20 protein-coding genes, 1 tRNA gene and 1 riboswitch are annotated in these 25339 nt (G+C 69.3%); of the genes, 12 read left to right on the top strand and 9 right to left on the bottom strand.

Annotation, left to right across the window (positions count from 1 at the left end):
* Positions 1 to 137: 137 nt before the first annotated feature.
* Positions 138 to 1985: a PAS domain S-box protein gene (locus tag ABFX55_RS36060; protein WP_346127339.1), complete on the bottom strand. Its 1848-nt coding sequence runs from the start codon at positions 1983 to 1985 to the stop codon at positions 138 to 140.
* 54 nt (positions 1986 to 2039) lie between these two features.
* Between ABFX55_RS36060 and ABFX55_RS36065 the strand changes: the two genes are divergently transcribed.
* The gene (locus ABFX55_RS36065) at positions 2040 to 2582 is read left to right on the top strand and encodes a methylated-DNA--[protein]-cysteine S-methyltransferase (protein ID WP_346127340.1); all 543 of its coding nucleotides are present in this window, start codon (positions 2040 to 2042) and stop codon (positions 2580 to 2582) included.
* Here the strand turns inward: ABFX55_RS36065 and ABFX55_RS36070 are convergent.
* The gene (locus ABFX55_RS36070; protein ID WP_346127341.1) at positions 2579 to 3925 is read right to left on the bottom strand and encodes a purine-cytosine permease family protein; all 1347 of its coding nucleotides are present in this window, start codon (positions 3923 to 3925) and stop codon (positions 2579 to 2581) included. The two genes, ABFX55_RS36065 and ABFX55_RS36070, sit on opposite strands and share 4 nt — an antisense overlap.
* Positions 3915 to 4029, bottom strand: a riboswitch (TPP riboswitch). (Overlaps the previous gene by 11 nt.)
* A 113-nt stretch (positions 4030 to 4142) precedes the next feature.
* Here ABFX55_RS36070 and ABFX55_RS36075 point away from each other — a divergent pair.
* The gene (locus ABFX55_RS36075) at positions 4143 to 4466 is read left to right on the top strand and encodes a rhodanese-like domain-containing protein (protein ID WP_346127342.1); all 324 of its coding nucleotides are present in this window, start codon (positions 4143 to 4145) and stop codon (positions 4464 to 4466) included.
* Between the two features lie 8 nt (positions 4467 to 4474).
* Here the strand turns inward: ABFX55_RS36075 and ABFX55_RS36080 are convergent, their stop codons facing one another.
* From ABFX55_RS36080 to ABFX55_RS36090, 3 genes are read right to left on the bottom strand one after another with little or no spacing between them, the layout of a single operon-like run.
* Positions 4475 to 5353 carry an Fpg/Nei family DNA glycosylase gene (locus tag ABFX55_RS36080; RefSeq protein WP_346127344.1) on the bottom strand — a complete coding sequence of 293 codons (879 nt, stop codon included), beginning with the start codon at positions 5351 to 5353 and terminating at the stop codon, positions 4475 to 4477.
* A gap of 43 nt (positions 5354 to 5396) precedes the next feature.
* Complete coding sequence (locus tag ABFX55_RS36085) at positions 5397 to 6002, bottom strand: TenA family protein (protein ID WP_346127346.1); 606 nt, start codon at positions 6000 to 6002, stop codon at positions 5397 to 5399.
* A 10-nt stretch (positions 6003 to 6012) separates the two neighbouring features.
* On the bottom strand, positions 6013 to 6561 hold the full coding sequence (locus ABFX55_RS36090) for a DM13 domain-containing protein (RefSeq protein ID WP_346127348.1): 549 nt from the start codon (positions 6559 to 6561) through the stop codon (positions 6013 to 6015).
* 66 nt (positions 6562 to 6627) lie between these two features.
* Between ABFX55_RS36090 and ABFX55_RS36095 the strand changes: the two genes are divergently transcribed.
* Complete coding sequence (locus ABFX55_RS36095; RefSeq protein ID WP_346127350.1) at positions 6628 to 7296, top strand: GOLPH3/VPS74 family protein; 669 nt, start codon at positions 6628 to 6630, stop codon at positions 7294 to 7296.
* 53 nt (positions 7297 to 7349) lie between these two features.
* Here ABFX55_RS36095 and ABFX55_RS36100 read toward each other — a convergent pair whose 3' ends face one another.
* The gene (locus ABFX55_RS36100) at positions 7350 to 8573 is read right to left on the bottom strand and encodes an LCP family protein (RefSeq protein ID WP_346127352.1); all 1224 of its coding nucleotides are present in this window, start codon (positions 8571 to 8573) and stop codon (positions 7350 to 7352) included.
* A gap of 241 nt (positions 8574 to 8814) precedes the next feature.
* Here ABFX55_RS36100 and ABFX55_RS36105 point away from each other — a divergent pair, with 241 nt between their 5' ends.
* A complete protein-coding gene (locus ABFX55_RS36105) occupies positions 8815 to 10146 on the top strand; it encodes a hemolysin family protein (RefSeq protein WP_379479028.1) in 1332 nt (443 codons plus the stop codon).
* Positions 10143 to 11162 carry a hemolysin family protein gene (locus ABFX55_RS36110; protein WP_346127356.1) on the top strand — a complete coding sequence of 340 codons (1020 nt, stop codon included), beginning with the start codon at positions 10143 to 10145 and terminating at the stop codon, positions 11160 to 11162. Before ABFX55_RS36105 ends, ABFX55_RS36110 begins: the two co-directional genes overlap by 4 nt.
* A 31-nt stretch (positions 11163 to 11193) precedes the next feature.
* On the opposite strand, the gene ABFX55_RS36115 is transcribed toward ABFX55_RS36110, so the two are convergent.
* The 3 genes from ABFX55_RS36115 to ABFX55_RS36125 all read right to left on the bottom strand — a co-directional run bounded on the left by ABFX55_RS36115 (position 11194) and on the right by ABFX55_RS36125 (position 16324).
* The gene (locus ABFX55_RS36115) at positions 11194 to 13113 is read right to left on the bottom strand and encodes a hypothetical protein (RefSeq protein ID WP_346127358.1); all 1920 of its coding nucleotides are present in this window, start codon (positions 13111 to 13113) and stop codon (positions 11194 to 11196) included.
* Complete coding sequence (locus tag ABFX55_RS36120; RefSeq protein WP_346127359.1) at positions 13110 to 15863, bottom strand: hypothetical protein; 2754 nt, start codon at positions 15861 to 15863, stop codon at positions 13110 to 13112. The genes ABFX55_RS36115 and ABFX55_RS36120 overlap by 4 nt, the downstream gene beginning before the upstream one ends.
* 378 nt (positions 15864 to 16241) lie before the next feature.
* Positions 16242 to 16324: transfer RNA gene (locus ABFX55_RS36125), tRNA-Leu, on the bottom strand.
* A 162-nt stretch (positions 16325 to 16486) separates the two neighbouring features.
* Between ABFX55_RS36125 and ABFX55_RS36130 the strand changes: the two genes are divergently transcribed.
* The 7 genes from ABFX55_RS36130 (at position 16487) to pknB (ending at position 25222) form a co-directional block, all read left to right on the top strand.
* Positions 16487 to 17227: an FHA domain-containing protein gene (locus ABFX55_RS36130; protein WP_183652927.1), complete on the top strand. Its 741-nt coding sequence runs from the start codon at positions 16487 to 16489 to the stop codon at positions 17225 to 17227.
* A 17-nt stretch (positions 17228 to 17244) separates the two neighbouring features.
* Positions 17245 to 17715: an FHA domain-containing protein FhaB/FipA gene (locus ABFX55_RS36135; protein WP_183652930.1), complete on the top strand. Its 471-nt coding sequence runs from the start codon at positions 17245 to 17247 to the stop codon at positions 17713 to 17715.
* Positions 17712 to 18989 carry a Stp1/IreP family PP2C-type Ser/Thr phosphatase gene (locus tag ABFX55_RS36140; RefSeq protein WP_346127361.1) on the top strand — a complete coding sequence of 426 codons (1278 nt, stop codon included), beginning with the start codon at positions 17712 to 17714 and terminating at the stop codon, positions 18987 to 18989. The genes ABFX55_RS36135 and ABFX55_RS36140 overlap by 4 nt, the downstream gene beginning before the upstream one ends.
* A gap of 30 nt (positions 18990 to 19019) precedes the next feature.
* Positions 19020 to 20369 (top strand): FtsW/RodA/SpoVE family cell cycle protein, encoded by a 1350-nt coding sequence (locus ABFX55_RS36145; protein WP_346131361.1) that lies wholly within the window; start codon positions 19020 to 19022, stop codon positions 20367 to 20369.
* Positions 20366 to 21823 carry a peptidoglycan D,D-transpeptidase FtsI family protein gene (locus ABFX55_RS36150; protein WP_346127363.1) on the top strand — a complete coding sequence of 486 codons (1458 nt, stop codon included), beginning with the start codon at positions 20366 to 20368 and terminating at the stop codon, positions 21821 to 21823. The genes ABFX55_RS36145 and ABFX55_RS36150 overlap by 4 nt, the downstream gene beginning before the upstream one ends.
* Complete coding sequence (locus ABFX55_RS36155; protein WP_346127365.1) at positions 21820 to 23289, top strand: serine/threonine-protein kinase; 1470 nt, start codon at positions 21820 to 21822, stop codon at positions 23287 to 23289. The genes ABFX55_RS36150 and ABFX55_RS36155 overlap by 4 nt, the downstream gene beginning before the upstream one ends.
* Before the next feature lie 82 nt (positions 23290 to 23371).
* Entirely contained in the window at positions 23372 to 25222 is a 1851-nt protein-coding gene (pknB, locus tag ABFX55_RS36160; protein WP_346127367.1) for a Stk1 family PASTA domain-containing Ser/Thr kinase, read from the top strand.
* Positions 25223 to 25339 lie beyond the last annotated feature (117 nt).

Here is a 25339-nt window from a genome sequence, read left to right on the forward strand (position 1 = left end):
ACCTCCCCGCTCCCATGTCCCCCCAGGGAACGCCCCCGGATACGACCGAAATGCCCCGTTACTCAGTCCCAGAAACCGTGTCTCGATCACAGCTTGTACACATTGGACGATAGATCAGCGCATCCGTGACCGGCTCGTTACCGGCTCGGCGTGTCGGCCACGATAGTGAGAGCAAACCGCATGCGAGTGCCGCCACCTGGGCGGGGATGGGCCGTGACCTCGCCGCCCTGCGCCTTGACCAGGCTCCGCACGATGTAGAGCCCGAGGCCCACACCGCCGAATCTGCGCCGGTCACCGCTGTCGACCTGGACGAACCGCTCGAATATTCGGTCACGGTCATCAGGGGCGATGCCGACGCCCTCGTCGTCCACCACCACGACCACGTGTCGCCTCTCCGCCCACACCTCGACACTGATCAGACCGCCGTCGGGTGAGTACTTGAAGGCGTTCTCCAGCAGCTGCCCGAGCACGATGTCCGTGGCCAGCGCGTCACCCCTCACGTCGGGCAGCTCCTCGGGGATGACCACCTCGACCCTGTGCCTGTCGGACAGGACGGGCAGGCCCAGCGTGGCCGCGCGCACCCGCTCCGCCAGGTTGAAGGTCTCGACGCGGACCGCGAGCTCCTCGGCTCCCGCCCTGGCGCCGAGCAGCAGGTGGTCCATGAGCTGCCCGAGCGACCTGGCCCGCTCGGCGATGGTGTGGACGGCCGAGCGGCGCTCGGGATCGGTCATCTTGTCCCATCGGGCGTCGAGCGTGCTGGCGAACCCGCGCACGATCGTGATCGGGGTGCGCAGTTCGTGGCTGGTGGTGGCCAGGAACAGATCCTTGGCCTCCTCCAGCTCCTTGGCGGTGGTGATGTCGCGGAAGTCGACGACGATCTCCCCTGTCTCCTCGATCTTGGCGCTGACCACGTCGAGCCAGCGACCGTTGGCCAGCTGGAAGGTGAGCTTCTCTCCCGGCTCCGGCAGGGGGAAGGGCGGTGGCTCGCCGATGACCTTCTCGACGGGGATGCCGGTCAGCTCACCGGCCGCGGGGTTCCACTGGACCACCCTGCCCGGCTCGTCGAGCACCGCGATGCCGTCGGCGCTGGCGTCGAAGACGGCCCGCTCGTGCGCGCGCTGCCGCAGCGCCTCCTGGTAGGCCATGGCGTTGCCCACCGCGATGCCCGCGTGGCCCGCCAGCAGCTCGAGCAGCTCGAGCTCCACATGGCCCGGCTTGCGCTTGGCGAACAGCGCGTAGAGCGCGCCGTAGGGACGGCCGCCCACCGCGGCCAGGCCCAGCGCGATCGTGTGCAGGCCGGGCAGCTCGGCCCAGACCAGGTCGTCGAGGCCCTCCGACTCGAGCATCACGGTCTTGCCCGTGCGCATCAGCTTGCCGACCAGGCTGCTGCGCAGGTCGGCGGTGGCGTTCCTCAGCGACTCGGGCAGCTGGTAGGCGCTGACCAGCCTGAGCCGCTCGTTCTCGATGAGGACGAACCCGCCCGCGTCGGCCCCTGTGAGCTCCGTGAGGCTGGCCGCGATGCGGTCGAGCACGGCGGGCAGCTCCAGCTCGGCGTTGATGTCGCCGACGACGTCGGTGAGCCTGCGCACGAGCCTGGCCCTGTGCGCCCCTCTGTCCCTGGCGACGACGTCGTCCTCCGGCAGGTGGTGGACGTGCACGTAGCCGACGACGGCCGTGCCGTGGAGCAGCGCGCTGGTGTCGACCCGCACGTCGAGGACGGTGCCGTCTCTGCGGAAACGCTTGGTGCGCAGGGAGACCTGGCCGCCGGTGCGCACCCTTTCGAGAACCGCGTGGTGCTCGGCGGTCAGCTCGCCAGGGACGATCGGCGCGCGCCTGCCGACCATCTCCTCGGTGCTCCATCCGAACAACCGCTCCGCCGCTGGGTTCCAGACCAGCACGGTCTGGTCCCTGTCGAGCACGACGACCGCGTTGGGGGCGCTGGAGAGGACGGCAGCGGCGATCTCCTCGTCACCCACGCCTTCCATACTGCCGGTGGCGCGCCCGCTCCGTAGGCCGATCCGTCCGATACGCTGCGGGTTATGTCGGCCGGCGACCTCGAAGCCCTGCTGAGGGTCACCTCAGCCACCTACCGTGCTGGACGGCCGCCTGACGTGGCCGTCGGCACCTACGAAGGCGCCCTCGGCAGGCTGGTGCTCGCGGTCACCGCCAAGGGCGTGGTCGCCTGCAGCTTCGAGGACGAGCACACGATCTTCGAGCGGCTGACGCGGGTCGTGGGCGGCCTCGTCGGCCCCGACGCGCGCCGTCTCGACCCGGTGCGCCGCGAGCTCGACGCCTACTTCTCCAGGCGCCTGCGCGCCTTCACCACCCCCGTCGACCTGCAGCTGGCCACGCCGTTCGCGCGCACGTTGCTGCAGATGACCATGGCTGTGCCGTACGGCACCAGCACCACCACCGCCGACCTCGGGGCGCGCATCGGACGGCCACAGGCGCTGCGCGCGGTGGGCAACGCGCTGAACGCGAACCCGGTGTGCGTGATCGTGCCGTGCCACCGGGTCCGCGACCGCGAGAGCTATCCGGGCGGGGCGACCGCCCTTGAGCGCCTGCTGAGGATCGAGGGTTAGCGCCTGCTTCGCCGTACGAGGCCGATGGCCAGGGTGACCAGGCCCGCCACCAGGAACGCGCCCACGGCCGCGCTCATCCACGGCTGCCTGGTGAAGCCCAGCGCCGTGCGCGCGCCGTCCCAGATCGCCGCCCACCAGCTGATCGTCGAAGGCGCGGCCAGCAGCCACCAGGTGACGAAGCCCAGCGCCCACGGCGCGACCATCGGCCAGCGCGAGGGGGCGTCCTCGCTGGTGTCCCACGTGCTGGCCCGGCCGAGCAGGAAGTAGTCGACCACGAGGACGCCCAGCATCGGGACGAAGACGGCGCCGATGATGCTGAGGAAGGCGCTGTAGGAGTTGACGTCCACGAGCAGCGCCACGCCGATGGTCAGCACGCCGATCGCGATGGAGAAGATGCGCCTGTCCACGCGGGGCATGAGGTTCTGCAGCGACATGGCGGTGGAGTAGACGTTGGCGAAGGACTGGTCGGTCTCGCGCAGCACCAGGATGCCGAAGAACAGCGCGCCCAGCGGGGCGGCCACGAACGGGCCGAACACCGTGGTCGGGTCGTTCAGCACGGCGTCGTGCCCGGCGATAGCGACCGCGTAGACGCCGATGGCCAGGCAGGCGACCTGCGCGACCGTGTAGCCGCCGACGACGCCGGTGAAGGCGGCGCGGCTGCTGCGCGAGTGCCTGGCGTAGTCGGCGGCCACCGGCACCCACGACACCGACAGCGCGATCACGAAGTCGACGGCGGGGGCGAAGGCGTCCCAGCTGCCGCCGGCCGGGGTGGGGGCCGAGCGCAGGAAGACGACAGCGAACCAGACGGTCGAGATGATCACGCCGATCGTGACGACGCGCCTGATCAGCCTGATGGCGCCGAGCGGGTAGATCGTCAGCCCGGTGGTGATCGCCCCCGCGAGGAGCACCCAGACCGCGTACGGCACGGCGTCGCCGAAGATGGCCTGCGCGCCCATCGAGATGACCCACAGCTCGAAGGCGCCCCACCCGAGCATCTGGATGATGTTGAGCACGGTCGGGACGTAGGAGAGCTTGGCCCCGAACAGCCCTCTGAGCAGGACCATCGCGGGCTGGCCCGTCTGCGCGCCGGGGATGGCGGCCAGGCCCACCATGGCGGTGCCGATGAGGCTGCCGACGACGGTCGCGGTGACCGCGGCCGTCATGGACAGCGGGTTGTCGTCGAGGAGGGGGTTGATGAGGAAGAGCGCGAAGGAGAAGCCGAGGAGGCTGACGCCCAGGTTGGCCCAGAACGCGCCCTGGTCGAGGATGCCGAGAGTCTTGGGGGGAGCCTCGTCGAGGGTCAGGGGGACTTCTGCATGCTTGGGGTCGATGACATGCGTCATCACACGCTCCCTACGCCGGCATTACCCGGACAGGTTCATGCGGTCGGCGGCGCAGGAGCCGCCCTCTCAGCCCGGTCATCGCCCGAGCTCCCGCGGTTTGTAATTTTCGACCGAATTATGTCACTTACCGACTTCCTGGCAAGAGGCCGCCCCTCGAAGCCTCACGCACCGCCCCTTCCGGGCGTGGTCAGGGGTCCGGCTCCCCGAGAATGGAGGTATGAGCGTTCCTGAGATCGAAGTGACCGACGTGCCCGCGGGCGCCTACCTGCTCGACGTCCGCGAGCAGGACGAATGGGTCGCGGGCCACGCCCCCGAGGCGGTGCACATCCCGCTCGCCGAGTTGCAGGCGCGGGTCGAGGAGGTGCCTGCCGACCAGCAGGTGTACGTCGTGTGCAGGGTCGGCGGCCGCTCGGCCCACGCCGCCGCATGGCTGAACCACATCGGGCGCGACGCCGTCAACGTCGGCGGCGGCATGCAGTCGTGGGAGACGGCCCGCAAGCCCATGGTGAGCGAGACGGGTCAGCCTCCCTTCGTCGCCTGAGCGGGGCCCTACTTCAGCAGCTTGGACATCCGCCGGTCGGCGAGGATCTTGCCCTCGGTCTGGCAGGTGGGGCAGTACTGCAGCGAGGAGTCGGCGAACGACACCTCGCGGATCGTGTCACCGCACACGTCGCACGTCTGCCCCGCCCTGTTGTGCACGCGCAACCCCGACTTCTTCTCCGCCTTGAGATCCTTGGCGGCCAGGCCGTGGGCCCTTTCGACCGCGTCGCGCAGCGTGGTCACGATCGCCTCGTGCAGGTCGGCGATCTGCGTGTCGGTCAGCGTGGCCGAGATCTTGAAGGGCGACATCCTGGCCGCGTGCAGCACCTCGTCGGAGTAGGCGTTGCCGATGCCGGCGATGATCTTCTGGTCTCTCAGCAGGCCCTTGATCTGGGTGCGGTTGCCGCCCACGATCTGCTTGAGCGCGCTGGGCGTGAACTCGGGCGCGAGAGGGTCGGGGCCGAGCGAGGCGACGCCCGGAACCTCCTCGGGGTCCTTGACGACGTAGACGGCCAGGCGTTTCTGCGTGCCCGCCTCGGTCAGCTCGAAGCCCGGCGCCACGCCGTCGTCGTCGGGCGCCAGCCGTACCCTCGCCGCCAGCGGCCCCTTGCCTGGGCGGACGGGTTTCGCGCCCGACAGGTCGTCGCGCCAGCGCAGCCATCCCGCTCGCGACAGGTGGAAGACCAGGTGGAGGCCGTCGCAGTCGAGGTCGAGGAACTTGCCGTGCCTCGCCACGCCCGTGACCGTCAGCCCGCCGAGCGCGGTGACGGGCGGGTCGAAGGTCTTGAGCGCCTGGAAGGCGACGACGTCGACGGCCAGCATGGTGCGCCCCACCGCCCGCTCGCGCAGGAACTCGGCGAGCGACTCCACTTCGGGAAGTTCCGGCATGCGTCCAGAATATGGTCCACAGCCTGTGGAAAGCAGCTCCGCCCTACGGGACGTCCCAGAAGGCCAGCTCGTGTCGCATTCCCTCGGCGAACAGCTCCTTCGCCCTCGAGAGATCGGGCGCCGCCTCGTCGATCATCTCGGCGATGCGCCCGGTCAGGGCGGCGAAACCGGGATCGGCGTAGGTGTCGACCCATGCGCGGTAGCGCGGCTCGGCGGGCCTGTTCTCCGCGAGGATCCGGCCGAGCGTGGAGTATCCCCACATGCACGGATAGAGGGCGGCCAGGCCCTCGGCGTAGGTGGCCGCCGACTCCAGCAGGAAGGCGGTGTACGCCTGGCACGCCGGGCCCTTCACCGCGCCGTCGAGGTCGGCGCCGAACTCGGCCGACAGGGACCTGTGCAGCGACAGCTCGTCGTGGAAGGTCGTGTGCGCCAGGTCGACGAGGTCTCCGAGGTGCGCGGCCGGAGCCTGCCAGGCCAGCCTGGCGAACACCCTCACGTAGTCGTGCAGGAACAGCCAGTCCTGTTCCAGCCACGATCTGAAGACCTTCTCCTCGAGGTCGCCCCTGCCGATGCCCGCCACGGTCGGGTGCGCGAGCTGTGCCTCGAGCAGCGGGCGGCCGATGGCGTGCAGTTCCGATGAAATCGACATACGGAGCAAGTTAACGCGTCCCGGCGGTGAGAGCGGCGGCGCCGAAGGAGACGCTGAACCGCTTGCACCAGATGGACACGCTGGTGAGGCTGTCGAGGTCCGCGTCGGCCGGAATCGGGTAGTTGGCGTCGCCCTTGTTGCCCTTGAGGTCGCCGAGCTCCAGGTACCTGCCGTCGTCGAAGTTGCGCCAGGAGTCGGTGACGGGCTGGTCGCTCAGCCACACGCGCAGGTCGGGGCCGTCGGAGGTGGCCAGGCCCTCGATGCGCAGGACGCGCCTGCCGTCGGCGAGCCTGAGCACCCTGGCGACGCCCGAGGTCCTGTGCTCGTGGGTCACGAACCTGCCTGACCGCAGCACCTCCGGTGCGGGAGCAGGGCTGACCGCCCGCGGAACGGTCGCTGGCGCGGGCGTGGCGCCCGTCGAGGAGGCGACGGCCACCTCGGGAAGGGGCTCGTTCACCTCCACGGTGGTGAACAGCCGCCACGGCTGGAACAGGTACATCGCGACCCCGAAGACCACCGCCACAGCGATCCAGGTCGCGGGATGACGCAGTACTCTCATGCCTCCACACCACCACGCGAACCGCTCCCCAACGCTTACGGAGCGCTTACGACGTACTGTCTGGACATGAGCGTCACCATCGCCGAAGAAGTCCTCCTCCTGGCGCACAGCGAGCAGGACGGCAAGCAGCTGATCGGCTCCACCGAACTCGACGCGGCGCTCGGCGGCGCCGTACTCGCCGAGCTGGCGGTCGACGGCAGGATCGCGCTGTCGGAGAAGAGAGTGATCGTCAAGGACGCCGCCGGAGGCGGCACGGAGCTCGACGCGGAGCTCTTGACGACCATGACCCGCATCGTCGAGGACGGCAAGGAGCGCAAGCCCGCCTGGTGGGTCGCCAAGATCGGCAACAGCAAGCTCAGGACCCGACTGCTGACCAGGCTCGCCGACACGGGCGTGCTCACGCAGGAGCGCGGCAAGATCCTCGGCATCTTCCCCACCACGCGCTGGCCCGAGGCCGACGGCAGGGTGGAGGCGGAGATCCGCGCCAGGGTGGCGAGCGTGCTCGGCGGCTCCGAGCCCGACGAGCGCACGGCCGTGCTGATCGCCGTCCTGCACGCCGCCAAGCTCGACCGCAAGGCCTTCCCCGGGGCGAGCAAGGAGCGGATCAAGGAGATCACCGAGGGCGCGTGGGCCGGTGAGGCCGTGGCCAAGACGATCGCCGAGATCAACGCCGTCATCATGATCGCCGCGACCAGCGCCGCCATCGGCGCCGCGACGAGCGCCTCCACGGGCTGACCACCGCCGCGGGCCGTCCTCTCGAAAAAGGGAGGCGGCCCGCGCCACGCGGCTCAGCCCTTGTCCAGCACGTCCTTGGGCACCGGCTTGTCCTCCTTGAGCGCGTCGAAGAGCTGGATCGCCCGTGTGGTTTCCCACTTGACCGCCTGCCCGCCGGCGACGCTCTCGTTGCCGCCGAACGGCACCACCGTCGTCACAGGGCTGCCGCCCATCGCCAGCCCCAGCGAGAGCAGGTCGAAGGCGCCGGTCCCTGTGTCGACCCGCACAGCGTCCGTGGCGCCCATCGCCAGCGGGATCGAGGTGAACGGGTTGATCAGCACCAGAGGGCTCGCCGCCTTCTTCACGACCGCGCTGAGGAACTGCCGCTGCCGCTTGGTGCGCTCGAAGTCGGGCAGCGCGCCGCCCTTGCGCGTGCGGACATAGCCGAGGGCGGTGCCTCCGTCCATCTCCTGGCAGCCCTTCTTGAGCTTGAGCCCCGCCTTCGGGTCGTTGATCGGGCTCTTCACGCAGATCTCGACGCCGCCCACCGCGTCGACGATGTCGACGAACCCGGCGAAGCCGACCTCCATGTAGTTGTCGATCCTGATGCCCGTGACGTTCTCGATCGTGCGGGTCAGCAACTGCGGGCCGCCGATGGCGAAGGCGGCGTTGAGCTTGTTGCGACCCTGTCCAGGGATGCTGACCGCGGAGTCGCGGGGCAGGCTGACCAGTGTGGGCCTGTCGCCGCCCTCGGGGATGTGCAGCAGCATCATCGAGTCGGTGCGCCGGCCGACGGCCCTGCCGGTGGCCAGCTTCTTGCGCTCGGCGGCCGACAGGCCCTCACGGCTGTCGGAGCCGACGAGCAGCCAGTTGGTGCCGGGGGTGTCGGCGGGGCGGCCCTCGTACTCGTCGAGCACGCCGTCGATGGCCTGGATCCGCGAGTTGATCCAGAAGAAGCCGACCACGGCCAGCACCAGCAGGACGGCGAGCGCCCCGGCGATGATCTTCAGGATCGTCGCGCCCTTGATCCGGCCCCGCAGCCGGGGCTCACGCGGCTCCCGAGGCGGCTTCTTGAGGGGGCGTACGGGGCTGTTGCCCGAGCGGGCCTTGCCGTACACCCGAGCGCTGGAGCGGGGCTCGTCAGGAGCCTTGGGCTGCTCGTGCGCCCTGGTGGGCGCGCTGCCGGGGATCGGATGAGCGGGCGCCCCGCCTGAGCGGGGCGGTCCTTCGTCCCTGCGCGGCAGCGGGCGTCCGTCGCCCGGTGAGCGCATGGCTCGCGTGCGGTCGTCCTCGGACACGTCGTTTACTCCCCCTCGGTTGCTTTCGACCGTACTTCGTGGCCTTCACCAGTGCAGACGTCTCGTCAAGGAATTCCCATGAAAAAGTACGCAGACCAGAGCATGAGTCACTCGGGAAACATTTGACGTCCGCGCGGTCGTTACGGTTGTGGACGACCTCTATCGAAGGGAAGATCGTGTCCGCTCCGGACCCATGGAGTACTAGCCCGTGCATCTGCACGGGACCCCCTGCGAGCTCGAAATGAGCGCCTATCTCGGCATTCTTGCCCTCTTCCTCCTCACCGCGGCGACCGGTTACTTCGTCGCCCAGGAGTTCGCCTTCGTCGCCGTCGACAGGGGAAACCTGCGGGAGCAGGCCAACGCGGGCGACGCTGGGGCGGAGCGAGCGCTGCGAGTCACCTCACGCCTGTCGTTCATGCTCTCCGGCGCGCAGCTCGGCATCACCGTCACCGCCCTGCTCGTCGGCTTCCTCGCCGAACCCGCCATCGCGACGCTGGTCAGGCCCCTGCTGGGAGATCTTCCTTCGGCCTTCTCCGTGGCGATCGGCGTCTTCGTGGCCACCGTCATCCAGATGGTGCTCGGTGAGCTCGCCCCCAAGAACCTCGGCATCGCCAAGCCCGAGCCCGTGGCCAAGTTCCTGGCCCGCTCGACGCTGGTGTATCTGACGATCGCCGGACCCCTCATCAAGCTGTTCGACTCGGCCGCCACCGGCCTGCTCCGCCGTGTCGGCGTCGAGCCCGTGGAGGAGGTGGAGCACGGCGCGACCCCCGAAGAGCTTTCGAGGATCATCGCCGAGTCCACCAGGGCGGGCGAGCTGCCGCCGCGGCTGTCGGAGCTGCTGGAGCGGGCGCTGGAGTTCGGCGACCGCATCGCGGAGGAGGCCATGGTCCCGAGGCCGCGCGTGGTCGTGCTGCGCGTCGACAGGCCCATCTCCGACCTCATCGCGACGATGCGCGAGTGCGGCCACTCCCGCTACCCGGTCCTCGGCCCCGACGGCGACGTCATCGGCGTGACAGGCGTGCGCGAGCTGCTGGCCGCGGGCGTGGAGGAGGGCCTCATCGGCGACGTCACCCAGCCTGCCGTGCTGGTCCCCGACTCGCTGCCCCTGCCGCTCGTCCTGGCGCAGATGCGCGCCGCCAGGGCCGACCTCGTCTGCGTCATCGACGAGTACGGCGGCCTGGCCGGCGTGGTGACCGTCGAGGATCTGGCGGAGGAGCTGGTCGGCGAGCTCGTCGACGAGAACGACCCCGAGCCCGTCGGCGCCGTCGAGCGCCCTGGCGGCGTCTGGGACGTGCCGGGCACCCTCAGGCTCGACGAGGTCGAGCGGGCCACCGGCATCTCGCTCCCCGAGAGCGACGACTACGACACCGTGGCGGGCCTGGTCCTGGCCAGGCTCGGCAGGATGGCGGAGCCCGGCGACATCATCACGGTGGAGCTCATCCCCGAGTCCGACCCGTTCGCTGAAGACTCCCAGGAGTCGCAGGCGGTCCTCACGGTGCTGTCCCTGCAGCGTCGCGTCCCCGAGTGGGTACGACTCGCGCCCGTCCAGCATCCCGCCGAGGTGGCCAAGTGAACCCGCTCGCCCTGATCGCGCTCAGCCTCGCGCTGCTGGCCTTCAACGCGCTGTTCGTGGCCGCCGAGTTCGCCTTCGTCTCCTCTCGCAGGCACCGCCTGGAGGAGATGGCCTCGGGCGGCACCAAGCTGACCAGGTTCGTCGCCAAGTCCGCGGTGGAGGGCGGCAAGCAGCTGTCCCTCATGCTGGCAGGCGCGCAGCTCGGCATCACGCTGTGCACGCTCGGCCTCGGCATGGTGACCGAGCCCGCGATCGAGCACTACCTTGAGCCGGTCTTCGCCCTCGTCGGCCTGCCCGAGGGCCTGCGGGTGCCGATCGCGCTGACGATCGCGCTCGCCCTGGTGACCTTCCTCCACATGGTCATCGGCGAGATGGCACCCAAGTCGTGGGCGCTGACCCACCCCGAGTCGGCCGCGATGCTGCTGACCGTGCCTTTCAGGGCCTTCACGTGGCTGGTGCGTCCGCTGCTGTCGACGCTGAACGGCTTCACCAACCTGATCCTGCGCCTGTTCGGTGTGCACGCCCGCGACGAGCTGGCCACCACCAGGACACCGCGCCAGCTCGCCATGCTGGTCGGCGAATCGGGCCGGATGGGCCTGCTCGACCGCGAGGAGCACGACCTGCTCACCCGCGCCCTTCGCCTCGAGGCGCAGGGCATCGAACGGCTCATGGTCCCCATCGACCAGGTCGTGATGGTGCCCGCCGACGCGAACGCCGACCGGATCAAGCGGGCGGCCGGCCACAGCGGCCACCTCAGGCTGCTGATCGGCACGCCCGGCGACGTCAGGGGTGTGCTGCACGCGCGCGACGCCCTGCTGATGCCCGAGGCCACGGCCGGTGAGCTGGCCAGGCCGCTGCCCAGGCTCTCCTGCGTCACCCAGGTCCCCGAGGCCGTGGCCGCGCTCCAGGACGCTCGCGCGCACCTGGGCCTGGTCACCGCGGCCGACCTGTCGGTCATCGGCATGGTGAGCCTGAGCGACCTGCTGGGCGAACTCCTCGACACCAGGGCCGCCTGACCTGTCCCCCGGCCCCCACGGGCCGGGGGACTCACTGGTGCAGGCGGAAGAACACCTCGCCCTTGTCCTCTTCCGACTGCGAGGTCGTGACCTCGACGCCCCGCGCCCTGAGCAGCAGCTCCTTGAGGAGCCCTTCGAGAAGGGCCGCGCCGTCGAGCAGGGACTCGTAGGGCTCGATCCGCGCCCAGAAGCTCTCCATCTCGTCGGCCCCGTGGCCGTTCGCCGGCCCGTCGAGATGCCAGGCGGCGTCGGCGAGCGTGATCCGCGTCCCCTTTGCGGGCCGCTTCTTCTGCTTCAACGCCTCCATGATCTTCGTCACCGCCGCCGGGACCTCCCGCCACGACAGGGCGTACCACCAGTAGATCACCGAGGTGTGACAGCCGGTGAGGCGCACGGCGAGATGGATCCTCCTGATGTTCAGGCGCTGCTTGTCACAGATGCAGGTGAGATGGAAGTCGAAGGACGTCTTCGTCACATAGTTGTAGACGATCATCTCGCTGCCCTCGCTGCCGAGTTCGAGCTCCGGCCTCGGGGGGTCCTGCTCTCTCTGGAAGCCGTTGAACGCGGCGATCACTTCGTTCCAGAGGCCTCTCGGCACCTGGAGCGAGACGCCGTCCTGCGGGAGCTTGAGCTCGACGGGCATGCGGGGGAACGGCTTGGAGCACGAGCCCTTCACCTGCTCGAACGGTGTGACGACGCAGGGCGAGTCAAGGGGAAGGTCGACGAGGAAGAGGCCGCTGGTCCACCCCTCGCCCTTCGTCGGCGACTTGAGCTCCGCCGCCGCCACGCCGAGCTGCTTGACCTTCGGCCTGGTCGTCGCGTCGCCAGGGGCCAGGATGATCTTGTAGTGGAAGGTGAGGAAGAAGCGGTCACGCGCGTAGTCGTACAGCAGCCTGATGTCGGTCGATCGCGTGCCGGCGACCGTCACCTCGTACAGCCCGCTCTCCCCTCTCTTCAGGTTCTTGTCCTTCTGCCTGCCCGCGAGGCCTTCGACGGAGTCGGCCGTCCAGAATGCGTGATAGGTCTGGCCTCGCGGCTCGGACCACTTCTCCGGTGCCGCCTTCGGCAGCGGCGGCAGCAGCCCGAGCTCGTTCTGGTGCCACGACCGCAGGCCCCCTGCGGCCTTCGGCTCGGTGTCCCTGCTCTTCCCCTTGTAGACCACGCCCGAGACGCCTCGCCTGTTGCGGATCTCCAGGATGGTCATCACGATCGCGGGCGGCAGGTGCTCGAGCTCAATGACGAGGATCGGCAGGCCCCTGTGGTGGAAGGTCTTGCCGTCCATCGTGCACTGGGTGACCGTGCTCGTGGGGGGAGTGGGGCCGAGGTCCCCGTCGGCCGAGAGGTGGCGGGTGCCCGACTTCCTCAAGAACAGGTGGAGGATCAGCTCGTCCTCGGTCGGCTCGTCACTCCACGTGCCGTGCCGGTCCGGCCTGGCGAAGTGCACGATCAGGGCGTAGAGCGCGTTCAGGTCGTCCACCAGCGTGTCCACGAAGTACCGGTGGAGGGCCGCGCCGCTCTCTTCGAGCTGTGCCATCTCACCGATCATGACCCTGACCCGCTTGATCAGCTCCGCCACGCGGCCGGACACGGGCCGCAGCGCGGTCGACTTCCAGTTCACCCCCTTCCCCCTTGTCCTGAACAGGTTGCCGAGGTCGGCGAGATACTCGAGAGCGGCCTGGCTGAGCGGCTGCCCGCCCTTGGGCAGGTCCTCGAACCGGCGGAGCGCCTCCTCCTTGGCCTGTTCGGTCGGCAGGCCTGGCGCGGGGGCGGTGGCCGCCTCAGTGAGCACGCTCTCCCTCTCCACCTGCGGGGCGACCACTGTCAGGGGCAGCACCCTGTCCTCCGGCCGCACCTCGTCCTCTGGCGTCACCTCCTCTTCGGGGAGCACCGCGCTCTCGGGGAGCACAGCGCTCTCGGGCGGTACGGCCTGCGACGTGCCCGTGTGGCTCATGCCTCGACCGGCTCGGCGGGCTGTCCGCCGGGCCCGCCGGTGATCGACGCGTGCCCGATGTGGTTGACCACAGGCAGCACGGGAAACAGGCGCTGGTAGAGCTCCACGCCGGCGCCGTCGCGCTCGCGCACCAGCTGGACGGCCAGTTGGAGCCTGTCCAGCTCCGCCTGCCTGGTGTCGTTCTCGAGCTGGCGTGCGCGGACGGCCTGCCGCTGCAGGCCCGTGGAGTACTCGTCCAGGCCGTTGCCCCTGCCGAGGAAGGTGTCGACCACGATGCCGTCGGTGCGCATGACGTGGGAGTCTGCCGAGACGATGACGCCGGGAACGGTGATCTCGTGCGCGTCGGGCGCGGGGCGGTAGGCCGACGTGGTCGCGGGGTTGACCCGCAGGTACGGGCTGGTGTCCTCGGCGCTGACCTCCTCGACGAAGTCCGTCTGGGGCCTGCCCGTGTGGTCGACGATGCTGCGCAGCTCCTCGACGATGCCCGCCAGCACCTCCTGCCTGTGCTCCTCGACGATGTAGAGGTCGAGGAGCCTGCCGAGCTTCGGCAGCGCCACCTCGTTGCGCGACTCGGTGAAGCCGTTGAAGAAGGCGACCCTGACGTCCACCAGGTGGAGCAGGGTGACGAACTCCTGGTTCATCTGCCTGAAGACGAAGTTCAGCGTCCTGCTGACGTTCACGTTCTCGAGCGTGCGGGTGATGGCCTGCTCCTCGATCTCCTCCTGCTTCATGTCGAGGCTGGTGTCGACCGTCACGTCACGCCGGGACGAGGCTCGCGCGGCGTTGTGCGCCACCGCGGTGGAGACGTTCTTGGCCAGCTCCTCGCGGGTGGCGTTCGACGAGCCCTTCACCCCTCCGCTCACCGAGGCGTTGGCCTTGCCCCATCCCCAGGTGGCCGTGACCTCGGCCCTGGCCTCCGCGTGATACTCGAACGCCCTGCCGGTGTTGTCCTGAGTGGCGTGCTCGGCCTGGACGCTCTGCTCGAAGTCGCTCTCCACCTCGTCGCTGGTCGAGTCGAGGATGGAGGAGGCCTGGCTGATCGCCTTCTCCGTGCGCTTGTAGCTGCGCACCTGGATCTCCGTGCGCTCGCCTGGGAGCAGCGAGAACGTCTTGATCGTGCGGCCCGCGCCGTACCTGGCGGGGAAGGAGGAGAGCCGGTAGTACTCCACCAGCATGAGCGCGGGCGCTCCCCCGCGCGGCGCGGGGATGAAGCGGTGGGTGTAGCGCCCGCTGGCGTCCCTGTAGACGGCCAGCCTGTTTCCCGCCATGAGCTGGACGACCACGGTCTTCTCGTCGAGCTTCTTCAGCTCCTCGATGATGAGCCCCCTGCTGGTGGCGTCGTCGCCGCCCTGGACGTTGGGGAACACCGCGGGGTCGAAGTAGGCGGTGTCCTGCGCCAGCCTGAACTTGTCGGCGATCTCCTGGGCCGTCAGCTCGCTGGCCCTCCTGCCAGGGTTCGCCTCGCCGACCAGCTCGTCCCCGCGCGGCTCGAAGCTGCCCGGGTCGAGCGCGACCGGCTGGCGCGACCAGACGAAGTGGAGGCGCTGCTGGTTCAGCGCCGAGGCGAGGCTGCCGGGGAGCGCCAGAGGGATGACCACGTCGGGCAGCTCGCTGCCCTGGTAGTTCAGCCTGGCGGTGAGCGTGCTCCCCGGGACGGGACCGAAGGCGCAGGGGGTGGAGTCGGTCACCTCGGCGACCGAGCGCATCCCCCACACCACCGCGCCCGCCTCGTTGACCAGCCAGCAGTAGTACTCCCGCTGCTCCTCGGGAGGGACGGTCATGGAGAACCCGAACGTGCCCGTCGGCAGGGTGTCGTCGGGGGTGACGGAGTGACCGATGTACATCGAGGCCGCCTGGACCTCCCCGCCCGTCGCCGTGCTCGGCGCCGTGCTGTCCCGCTGGAAGGGGCCTGTGACGGTGGCCGCCGAGCAGGTCAGCAGGATCCTGCGCTGGTTCAGCATCACGGCGGGCCCCTCGGGGAAGACCAGCGGGATCACGACGTCCGGCTGGTTGCCGCCCTGGTGGTTCACCCTGGCCGTCATCGTGGTGCCGGTGAACAGGTCGAAGGCCAGCGGCGACGACTCGGTCGTGCCGCCGATCGCGCTGACACTCCAGACCTGTGTGCCCGTTTCGTTGAACACGTTGCAGGTGTACTGGCGGGGGTCGCCGACCGGCGGCGTCAGCGAGACGCGGAAGGAGCCCGCGGCGAGCGCGGCGTCCGCGGCGATGGAGTGACTGACGTACAGCGGCGGCGTGCGGGTCGAACTGGGCTTGACGAAGTAGGAGGAAGGGATGTCGAGCTCGATGATCTGGCGGCCGCGGTAGCTGGTCGGTTCGGGGATGTCGTAGCTCAGCACGACGGGCGAGCCGTTCGGGTCGAGCTCGGCCAGCGGCCTGCCCGGACCGTCCTGTACGGCTCCCGCACCGGCCCACGTGAAGTGGATCCTGCGCCGGTCCAGCGTCGCGGTGTCCTCGAGGAGGGTGGTCATCGTCACATTCGCGCCGTCGGCGGAGTGGAGCCTGGCGCTCAGCCTTCCACGGCCGAGGGCGTCGAGCGGGTAGGGGGCCGAGTCGCCCGCGCCGCCGTCCGAGGCCAGCTCGGCGACGGGCTCGCCGCTCTCGTCGTGGAGGGAGACGGTGAACGCCCGGCGCTCGCCCCGCGCCGCGCTCACCGAGATGCGGAACGTTCCAGGAGCGAGCGTGGTGTCGGGAAGGATCGAGTAACCGAGATGGAGGGGGACCTCAGGCACGACGGGACTCCTCACCGGTGCGGAAGGGGTGTGCGCCGATCTCGCCGGCCTCCCCGTCACACCGGGCGCCAGGCCGACGCAGCCGTGACGCTATACGCACAGGTATGACCCGTCAACGCAGAGTGTCGACTATGTGACGTTGGCCAGAAAAGTGCTGATTGAGGCCCGGCCGGGCGCTCGGGGCACCAATCGCTCAGCTCTCAGCGAAACCCCGCAATCCGCGGAAACGTTGTTAGCGGCTGGAAAGCGGTCTGCAAGTGATCTCAGGTAACGTTCCCCACGCAGGTGCAGCCCGTATCAAATGAAGAAGCCCCGGCTCTTGCGAACCGGGGCTCTGTTTCGTCACTGTGGGTCTGCCGATTTCATCGGCGACCGGAGTGGGCGAGGAGGGATTTGAACCCTCACGTCCTTTCGGACACACGGACCTGAACCGTGCGCGTCTGCCGTTCCGCCACCCGCCCTTTTGGGTGCGGAGAAACAGTAGCACGGATCAGACGCTGGTACCGAACCCGGATACGATCGCATCAAGACGCGGAGAGAAGAGCTGGGTGCAAGAGAGCGACTCAGGAGCCACGGGCACCCCAGCGGCCGCGACGATATGCACGGAGGAAGGGAGGTACCCGGTGGGAGTCCTTCAGCGCTTCGAGCGAAGGCTCGAAGGCTTGGTTGAGGGGGCCTTTGCGCGGGCGTTCAAATCTGACCTTCAGCCGGTCGAGGTCGCCAGCGCGGTGCAGCGAGAGATGGACGAGCGGGCCGCCATCGTGGCTCAGGGCCGGACGCTCGTACCCAACGACTTCGTGGTGGAGCTGTCGACGACCGACGCCGAGCGGCTCGAGGTCTACGCCGACAGCATCAGCCACGAGCTGGCCAACCTCGCCAGGGAGTACGCCAAGGAGCAGGGCTACTCCTTCGTGGGACCGGTCCGGGTCCGCTTCGAGACGGCCACCGACCTGGCGGTGGGCCTGTTCCGCATCCGTTCGGGCGTCATCAGGGGTGCGACGGTCGAGCAGGACGAGATCCGCCAGCCCAAGAGCGACCTGCCTGCCTCCAGGCCTGGCGCGTTCGGCGGCAGGCCCAGGCTGCTCGTCTCCACACAGGACGACCCGCAGGGCGACCGCTCCTACGAGCTCACCACTCCGGTGACCTTGCTCGGGAGGGGCACCGACTGCGATCTTCGTCTTGTCGATCCAGGCGTTTCCCGACACCATGCGGAGCTGCGGGTCGAGGGCCCTCAGGTCGTGCTCGTCGACCTGGGCTCCACGAACGGCACCTTCGTCAACGGCCAGCCGGTACGCAGGATCGAGCTCCAGAACGGCACTCGTGTCACCCTGGGGCGCACGACTCTGGTGTTCCGGCGCGATTAGGGGTAGACAAACGGTCCATGTCCGAGCTCACGCTGCTGCTGATCCGGCTCGCCTTCCTGGCGGTGCTGTGGTTCTTTGTCATTGCCGCAGTCGGGGTGATCCGGACCGACCTGTTCGGTTCGCGCACTTCTCCGGCGACCAGAGGCAAGCCGGCAAAGCCCGCGAAACCAGCGGCAAAACCCAAGAGTAAGAAGGGGGAGCCGCGCCAGCTGGTCGTCACGGGCGGCCCCCTGCAGGGCACCATCATCAATCTCTCGGAGACGCCCATCACCATCGGCAGGGCGAACGACGCCACGCTGGTCGTGACCGACGACTACGCTTCCAGCCGGCATGCCCGACTCTTCCCCCAGGACGGTCAGTGGATCGTGGAAGATCTTGGCTCCACCAACGGCACATACCTCGACCGCTCAAAAGTCACCCGCCCGACCCCGGTGCCGCTCGGTGTTCCGATCCGCGTCGGCAAGACAGTCATTGAATTGCGCAAATGACCATCGCACTCCGCTACGCCGCCCGCTCGGACGTCGGCCTCCTCCGCGAAGGAAACGAGGACTCGGCGTACGCTAGCGGGCGCCTGCTCGCCGTCGCCGACGGCATGGGCGGGCACGCACACGGCGAGGTGGCGAGCTCCGTCGCCATCGCCGCAATGGCCTCTCTCGAAGAGAGCCAACAGGGGGGTGACCTGCTCAACGCCATCGAGGCGGCAGTGCGCGACGCCAACCGCAAACTGCACGAGATGGTCGGGCGGGATCCCAGCCTCAAGGGCATGGGCACCACTCTCACCGCCATGCTCTGGAACGGCACCCAGGTCGCACTGGTGCACGTCGGCGACTCGCGCGCCTACCTGCTCAGACGCGGGGAGCTCTACCAGATCACCCACGACCACACGCTCGTCCAGCAGCTCGTGGACGACGGGCGGATCACCCCGGAGGAAGCGGCGACGCATCCCCAGCGGTCGATCCTCCTGCGAGCGCTCGACGGCAGCGGCGAGGTCGACCCCGACCTCACGCTGCGCGAGGCCCAGCTCGGCGACCGCTACCTCCTCTGCTCCGACGGGTTGTCGGGGGTGGTGAGCGCCGAGACACTGCACGCGACGCTCACCAACGTCGACGACCCCGAAGAGGTCGTCCGCCAGCTCATCGACCTGGCCAACAGGGGCGGCGGGCCTGACAACATCACGTGCGTGCTCGCCGACGTGGTCGACGTCACCGACGGTCTCCCGGTCCCCGCCGAGGCCGCCGTGGTCGGCGCGGCGGGAATGAGCCGCTCGCGTTCCAGCTCCCCGGGTGAGCCGGCGGGGCGAGTAAGCGCGGTGACCGCTCCCCAGCCGGTGTTCGCCGACGACGATGACGACTACCAGGACGCCGAGGCGTCAGGCCGTCGCAGCAAGCGTCGTCGCGTGTGGCCCGTGCTGGTCTCCGTGCTGGCAGTGGCGGGGGTGGCTGCCGGAATCGGCGGCTACTTCGGCTGGCAATGGGTTCAGGACCAGTACTTCGTCGGAGCTAGGGACGGCGAAGTGGTCGTTTTCAGGGGCTTGCAGCAGGAGGTGGGGCCGGTCCAGTTCTTCGAGGTCGCCAAGCAGACCGGTCGCAAGGTCGCCGACCTGTCGGCGCCCGACCAGGCCATGGTCAAGGACGGCATCAAGGTGGCCGACGAGACCGAGGGCATCACGAAGATCAACAGCTTGAAGTTCGACGCCACCGAGACGGACGCCTCGGCCACCCCCTCCCCTTCCCCGTCCCCGAGCAAGACGAGGTCTCAGTAGGTGAGCGAAGTGGTCGCGACCCCCGTCCCCATGCCGGCCAAGCGTCGCGCGGCGCAGCTGTTCATGCTGGCCGGCGCCGTGGCGATCGTCATGTTGGCCTACGCCAACGTCGGTCTGGCCGTCGACGGCGCCATCCCTTCGGGCATGCTGACGTACGGCCTGAGCCTGGGCGGCCTCATGCTGATCGCCTACCTGGTGCTGGCCAAGTTCGCCCCTTGGGCGGACCCGCTCATCCTGCCGCTGGTGACGCTGGTCAACGGGCTTGGCCTGGTGATGATCTACCGCCTGGAGGTAGGGGGCCAGGAGGAGGCGTCGGCCACCAATCAGATCGTCATGACCGGTGTCGGCGTGGTGCTCTTCACGGTGACGCTGATCGTGCTGCGCGACCACCGCGCCCTGCAACGCCTCACCTACACCGCGGGCTTCATCGGCCTGATCCTGCTGCTGTCCCCGCTCATCCCCGGTCTCGGCCGCGAGTTCTTCGGCGCGCGGATCTGGATCAGCATCTTCGGCTTCTCCATCCAGCCGTCAGAGTTCGCCAAGATCGCTCTCGTCGTCTTCTTCGCCGGTTACCTGGTGGCCAAGCGCGACGTCCTGGCACTGGCCGGGCGGCGGCTGCTCTTCATCGACCTGCCACGCGCCAGAGACCTCGGTCCGGTGATCATCACCTGGGTGGTCGCCATCGGCGTTCTGGTGCTCCAGCGCGACCTGGGCTCCTCGCTGCTGCTGTTCGGCGGCTTCATCGTGATGCTCTACATCGCCACCCAGCGGACCTCATGGGTGCTGATCGGGATCCTGCTGTTCGTCGGTGGCGCATTCATCGCGGGGCAGCTCTTCGACCACGTCGGTGACCGCTTCGAGGTGTGGCTCAATCCGAGCGCCCCCGAGTTCTACGACCGCGAGGTGGGCGGCAGCTACCAGCTCATGCAGGGGATGTTCGGCATGGGCGCGGGTGGCATCCTGGGCACCGGGCTCGGTCAGGGTTACCCCCAGAAGATCCCGCTGGCCTACTCCGACTTCATCTTCGCCGCGGTCGGCGAGGAACTGGGCCTCACCGGCCTGATGGCGCTGCTGCTGATCTACGCGCTGATCGTGGAGCGCGGGCTGCGCACCTCGATCGCGGCCCGCGACCCGTTCTCCAAGCTCCTGGCGGGTGGCCTGTCGTTCGTGCTCGCCTGGCAGCTCTTCATCATCGTCGGCGGCGTGACGAATCTGATCCCGTTGACCGGCCTGGTCACGCCGTTCATGTCACAGGGTGGTTCGGCGCTGCTTGCTAACTGGATCCTTATCGCCCTGCTGGTACGCATGTCTGATGCCGCCCGACGCCCCCCGCCCCAGGCGATCCAGGACGAAGGACTGACGCAGGTGTTCCAGCGATGAACGGCACTCTCAAGCGCGCGGCGGTGGCCTGTCTCGTCATGTTCGGCCTTCTCATGCTGAATGTGAACTACCTGCAGGCCCTGAAGGCCGAGGAGCTGCGCTCCGACGCCAGAAACATCCGCAACTACTTCGATCGCTACGACGTGCAGCGCGGACGTATCACGGCCGGTGGCACGATCCTGGCCCAGTCGGTGGAGAAGAAGAAGGGCGACTTCCGTTTCGTACGGAACTATCCCGACGGCAAGGTCTTCGCGCACGTCACAGGGTTCTTCTCGCCGGAGAGCGAGTCGGCGATCGAGAACAGCGAGAACCGCTACCTCGACTCCACCCACCCCGACCTGCTGCTGCGCAGGAGCATCGACCTGTTCACCGGCGAGCCCACGCGCGGCGCCAACGTCGAGGTCACGATCAACCCGAAGGCGCAGAAGGCCGCCCACGAGGCGCTGTCGGCCAGCGGCAAGAGGGGCGCGGTCGTCGCGCTCAACCCGAAGACCGGCGCGATCCTGACCCTGGTCTCGCTGCCCACCTACGACCCGAACGTGCTGTCGGGCACCGACAAGCCGACGGTGTTCGGGGCCTACAACAAGCTCGACAAGGACAAGACCAACGGTCCGCTGGTCAACAGGGCGATCAACCGCACCTATCCGCCCGGCTCCACCTACAAGGTGCTGACCGCGGCGGCCTTCCTCGAGGACGACTCCAGCCGCGACGGGCAGACGATCGTCCCAGCGCCCCAGGTGCTCGACCTGCCCAACACCACCGCCGACCTGCCCAACTCGGGCGGCGCGGCCTGCGGTGGCGGCCAGGTGCCGCTGGTCTACGCGCTCGAGCGCTCCTGCAACACGCCGTTCGGCAAGATCGGCATGGACCTCGGCTACGACCAGATGGCAGAGCAGGCGGCGAAGTTCGGCGTCGGCCAGCCGCTGACCATTCCCATGGGCGTGTCCAAGAGCGACGTCGGCCCCAAGGAGGACCAGGCGGCGCTCGCGCAGGCCTCCATCGGCCAGCGCAGCAACCAGATGACGCCGCTCCAGATGGCCATGATCGCCGCCGGCATCGCCAACGACGGCAAGGTCATGAAGCCCTATCTGGTGCAGAAGATCACCGACGCCAAGAACGACACCATCGAGGAGGCCGAGCCCGAGGAGCTCTCCGAGGCCGTCAGCTCCGAGACCGCGGCCAAGCTCAGGCAGATGATGGTCAGCGTCGTCAACAACGGCACCGCAAGCCGCGCCCAGATCTCCGGCGTCGAGGTCGGCGGCAAGACGGGCACCGCGCAGACCGTCCAGGGCAAGGCGCCGCACGCCTGGTTCATCTCCTTCGCAGACGCCAAGAACCCCGAGGTGGCCGTCGCGGTCATCGTCGAGTCGGGCAGCGCGGGCACCGACGCCTCCGGTGGCCAGACCGCGGCCCCGATCGCGAAGGCCGTGATGGAGGCGGTGCTCAACAAGTGACCTCTCCCAGCCGCAGGCTCGGCGAGCGCTACCTCCTGGTGTCGCGCATCGCCGCCGGCGGCATGGGCGAGGTCTGGCGGGCCAGGGACGAACTGCTCGGTCGCGAGGTCGCCGTCAAGATCATGCGGGGCGGCGTGGCCGCCGATCCGAGCTTCCTCGCCCGCTTCCGCAACGAGGCGCGCATCACCGCGGGGCTGTCCGACCCCGGCATCGCCCAGGTCTTCGACTACGGCGAGCAGAGCGACCTGGCCTACCTGGTGATGGAGCTGGTCCCCGGCGAGCCGCTGTCGGCGATTCTCGCCCGCAACGGCGCGCTGGGCCCCGAGGTGGCGCTCGACGTGATCCACCAGACCGCCAAGGCGCTGCAGGCCGCGCACTCCGCGGGCATCATCCACCGCGACATCAAGCCGGGCAACCTGCTCGTCACCCGCGAGGGCACGATCAAGGTGACGGACTTCGGCATCGCCCGCTCCATGGAGGCCGCGCCCGTCACACAGACGGGTACCGTGCTCGGCACCGCCCAGTACGTCAGCCCCGAGCAGGCGCAGGGCCTGGCGCTGACGCCCTCCACCGACCTCTACTCCCTGGGCGTGGTGGCCTACGAGTGCCTGACGGGCACCACGCCGTTCCACGCCGACAGCCAGGTGGCGATCGCGCTCCAGCACCTCAACGCGCCGCCGCCGCCGCTGCCCGAGTCGATCCCCGCGCCGGTGCGCGGGCTGGTCATGGCGCTGCTCGCCAAGGAGCCCTCCATGCGGCCCGCGAGCGCGCGCGAGCTGGCCGACAGGGCGTTCGTGCTGCGCCAGTCGGTGCTGGGCGCCGACGACCTCGGCACCGAACTGTCGCTGCTCACCGACCCCGCGGGATTCCGGGTCAACCCTCCGTACGGCGGCGCGGGCACCAACCCCCCGTACGGCCCCGGCACCAACCCCCCTGACGGCGCAGGCGCCGACCCGCCGTACGGCCCGCCCACCGAGCCACCGTACGGCGGAGCCGCCACCGACCCCAGGCCGGTGCCGACCGATCCGGAGCCGTGGGCGGCCGAGACCGCCGCCGAGACGCCGCGCCCCCGGCGAAGGCGCACCATCGTGATGGTCGCGACGGCGGGAGCCGCGGCGGCCGTGGGGCTTGGGACGTTCACTATCGCCAATTTCAGCACCAACGAAACGCCCAACGTGATACAGCCCACAAAAACGGCGGAAACGCGTCCTACCGTGAAGCCGAGCAGGACCAAGACGCCACCCCGACGGCCCGCGACGGTTCCACCTAAGACGTCACGGCCGGTACCCTCACGGTCAGCTACGGTAAGCACGTCGGCCACTCCCACGCAGCGGCCGACGAAGACGCCGAAGCCGACCCCGACCCCGACGCCCACACCAACGCCAACCCCCACCCCGACGCCAACAGTGACACCAACTGGCTCCCCAGACCCGGGTGAAACCATCCCGCCGAACGAGGAGACGTGATGCGTCGCGGGGTCGATGATGGACACTGGCGGCCTGCGAGCCGGCCGGTACCCAAGATGAACGGTAAGGGACAGTGCAGGAAATGACTCAGCCTCGGCGACTCGGAGGTCGCTACGAGCTCGACGGCGTCGTCGGGCGTGGCGGCATGGCCGAGGTGTATCGCGCCCGAGACATCCGGCTGGACCGCATCGTGGCGATCAAGACGCTCCGGGCCGATCTCGCGCGCGACCACACCTTCCAGGCCCGTTTCCGCCGCGAGGCCCAGTCCGCGGCGTCGCTGAACCACCCTGCGGTCGTCGCGGTCTACGACACGGGCGAGGACAACTCCGAAGGCGCGCCCGTGCCGTACATCGTGATGGAGTACGTCGACGGACGCACGCTGCGCGATCTGCTCAGGGCCGACAGACGGCTGCTGCCCGAGCGCGCGGTCGAGCTGGTCGACGGCATCCTGAGGGCGCTCGACTACAGCCACCGCGGCGGCATCGTGCACCGCGACATCAAGCCGGCCAACGTGATGATCACCCGCAACGGCGACGTCAAGGTCATGGACTTCGGAATCGCCCGCGCGATGGCCGACTCCGCCGCCACGATGACGCAGACCGCGCAGGTGATAGGGACAGCGCAGTACCTCTCCCCTGAGCAGGCTCGGGGCGAGCGGGTCGACGCCCGCAGCGACATCTACTCCACCGGCTGCGTGCTGTACGAGCTGCTGACGGGGCAGCCGCCGTTCACCGGCGACTCTCCCGTCGCGATCGCCTACCAGCACGTGCGCGAGGAGCCCATCCCGCCGTCGCAGATCGACCCCGAGATCCCCAAGTGGGCCGACGCCATCGTGCTGAAGGCGATGGCCAAGGACCCCGCGCACCGCTACCAGGGCGCGGGCGAGATGCGCGCCGACATACAGCGTGCGATGTCCGGCGTGCCGGTCGAAGCGCAGACGATGACGCTGTCCAACAACTACGGCTCGGGCACCCGCACCATGGCCGCCACCCAGGGCGCGGGCCACGCCACGCAGCGCACCAGCGCGATCCCGCCCTACGAGTACGGCGAGGGCGAGCCGCCCACCCGTGCGGGCAGGCGGCGCGCGGCAGCCGGTGGCGGCGGCGGGAACACCGCGCTGAAGACCGCGGCCTGGGTCCTGATCCCGCTGCTGATCATCGGCGCGTTCATCTTCGTGGGCTACCAGTTCCTCGCCTCGGAGGGCACGCCGACCGCGTCGCAGATCACGGTGCCGCCGCTGGCGACGCAGACCCAGAAGGACGCCGAGGCCAAGCTCGTCAGCCTCAAGCTGAAGCCGGCGATCACCGAGGAGCACAGCGCCGAGGTCGAGAAGGGCGTGGTCATCAGCTCCGACCCGCTGGCGGGGACCAAGGTGGACGAGGGCGCCACGGTCACGCTCAAGATCTCTCTGGGCGTCGCGAAGGTCAAGGTGCCCGACGGCCTGATCGGCATGTCTCCTGAGGACGCGCGAAGGGCGCTGGAGGCGGAAGGGCTCGAGGGTGTGGTCACCCCTGCGGTCTCCTCCAGGGAGCAGGACAAGGTCTTCGACACCAAGCCCAAGTCGGGCGAGTCGGTGCCGGAGGGCACCTCGGTCAAGCTCTACGTGCCCAAGGCGCAGGTGCCGGTGCCCAGCGTGGTCGGCCAGACGCAGGAGGACGCCGAGCGGACCCTCAAGGCCGAGGGCTTCAAGGTGAAGGTCGTCCCGCAGGCCAACGAGCAGGCGCCTGGCACGGTCATCACCCAGAGCCCCGAGGCGGGGACGAACCAGAACCAGAGGACGACGGTCACGATCGTGGTCTCCACGGGTCCTGAGGTGCAGCCGACCGAGGAGCCGACGTTCACGCCGACCGAGGAGCCGACGGACATCCCGACCGACGACGCGACGGAGGATCCTGGGGACGACACGGGCGAGCCCCCAGACCTCGGCCCGTGACCCTGACCTGACAGCGGCCCTCTCCCATCCCGGGAGAGGGCCGCTGCCTTGTCCCCGAAGACTCCCGCGCTCACCCGGCCAGCCACCCAGGAACCGCCCGCCACTCGGGAGCAGGTC

The sequence above is a fragment of the Nonomuraea roseola genome, from assembly GCF_039535395.1.
Taxonomy (GTDB): Bacteria; Actinomycetota; Actinomycetes; order Streptosporangiales; family Streptosporangiaceae; genus Nonomuraea; species Nonomuraea roseola.